This is a genomic window from Psychrobacter sp. Ps6 (assembly GCF_022129235.1).
GTDB lineage: Bacteria > Pseudomonadota > Gammaproteobacteria > Pseudomonadales > Moraxellaceae > Psychrobacter.
Window position 1 is genome coordinate 1 of record NZ_JADQAI010000076.1, and the last position, 2,097, is coordinate 2,097.

A 2,097-nucleotide genomic window follows, 5' to 3' on the forward strand; every position below is an offset into this window, starting at 1 on the left:
CCTTAACCTTTAAGGTTTAAGTTTAGACAGTTACACAGAATTCAGGACACTCTCATTTAGTTAAGCTAAAGTTATGGCGGATGGTTTGTATCAGTAATAGCAAAGGCAAGACTTGATACCTTGCCTTTTGTTTAGTGCGCCGAGCATGGCGTTGTTCTAGGAGGTGAAAGTCCTCTACGGGCTTAGTCGAGCAGGAACCGTTAGCCTATGCAAGGGTGTTCACCGTGAGGTGAAATCTGAAGGAAGCAAATGGCAAAATTTGGCTGTGACGAACAGAAATCTGATAGTAGGTCATTACAACTTGGGTAACCTAGCTATAGATAGAATAGCCCAACGTCTCGACGGGAAGTGTGTAGTGATAAATCAGGCATGGCTAAAGGAAAGAACAACGTCTTACCTCGGGAGATCTTATTGTTTGTCTCGGTAGAGACTAACACAGCAGTAATGCTGTGTGATGAACACTAAGAAGTCAGCAGACGGCATAGTACCTAAAGGAAGTACAACTTAAGGGAAGGCCTGAACTGAATATATCAAGAAGCAGTCACTAGACACTCAATCATGTGGAGTCATAGCAAGATGAAACCCATCTCTACGTCCCAATGGGCGATACCGCAAGTAAAGCTCATAGCAACGAAGAATGACAAGCATGGTCGGCGTAGACAGGAGGACGAGTCTTGGTGACCTCAACTTCGTTGATGGAGCAAATTTGCTCTTCAACAAATTTGAATCAAGCCTTACGAAGAGTGAAGAAAAATAAAGGATGCGCAGGTGTCGATAAACTTGACATAAATGCGACCATCTCTCAACTTCGACAAGCTTCAAATGGGCAATTGCTTCGCCAGAGTCTTCTGGATGGAAGCTATCAACCTCAACCTGTTCTAGGTGTAGAAATTCCCAAACCCAGTGGTGGCGTTAGGCAGTTAGGTATTCCAACAGTCCTTGATCGGATTGTCCAACAGGCAATTACTTCAACACTGTCAGATATCTATGAGCCGAAGTTCTCCAACAGTAGTTATGGATTTAGACCAAACCGTAGTGCTCATCATGCACTCGCGGCAGCGAGTCGCTATATCCGAGATGGGCGAGGTTATGTAGTAGATATCGATTTAGCAAAATACTTTGACACAGTAAATCACGATAGGCTGATGCACAGACTGTCACAGGATATCGTTGATAAACGAGTGTTGAAGTTGATCAGATCATATCTACAGGCAGGCATAATGCGAAATGGGATGGTTGAACAGAGACAACGAGGAACACCACAGGGTGGGCCATTATCTCCGTTACTATCTAATATCGTATTAGATGAACTGGATAAAGAGTTAGAACATAGAGGGCATAAATTCTGTCGATATGCAGATGACTGCCAAATCTATGTGAGTAGTGAGGAAGCCGCTCATCGAGTCAAAGAATCGATAACGAAATTCTTGGAGCAAAATCTGAAACTCACGGTAAATCGGGAGAAAAGTGCAGCAACAAGAGTGACAGAGCGAACTTACCTAGGCCATCGCTTCCAGATAGACGGAACAATCCAGATATCGAAGCCAGCACAAACTCAAATGAAGAAGCGAGTGCGGCAGATAACGAAGCGAAACCGAGGTCGAGAGTTAAAGGAAGTGATAACTGAGTTAACTCAATACCTAAGAGGTTGGCAGCATTACTTTAAACTCGCGATGCGGAAAAGGAGTATGCAACAGTTAGATAGTTGGATACGAAGACGACTTAGATGTTACCGACTAAAGCAGCGCAAACGAAAGTACAGCATAGCGATGTGGTTACAGCAACAAGGTGTAACAGAACGCAATGCATGGAAATTAGCAATGTCAGATAAAGGTTGGTGGTGTTTAGCGCAAACACCGCAGATGCATCATGCTACGCCAATAAAATGGTTCAAAGAGTTGGGTTTATACTCATTGCGAGATGGGTATGAGTCACTAAAAATATATTCGGAACCGCCGTATGCGATCCACGCTTGTACGGTGGTGTGAGAGGACGGAGGCCGTGAGGCCTCCTCCTACTCGATTTAAATCGTATCGATCATTTTTCAGAGCCGCGAAGCTCAATGACTTGAGCGCGTAACTCTTCTTTTGAAACCTC

1 protein-coding gene is annotated in these 2,097 nt (G+C 44.2%); it reads left to right on the top strand.

Going from position 1 to position 2,097, the window contains the following annotated elements:
• The first annotated feature begins 677 nt into the window (after nt 1–677).
• The gene (gene ltrA, locus I3255_RS13830) at nt 678–1,988 is read left to right on the top strand and encodes a group II intron reverse transcriptase/maturase (protein ID WP_238039322.1); all 1,311 of its coding nucleotides are present in this window, start codon (nt 678–680) and stop codon (nt 1,986–1,988) included.
• Nucleotides 1,989–2,097 lie beyond the last annotated feature (109 nt).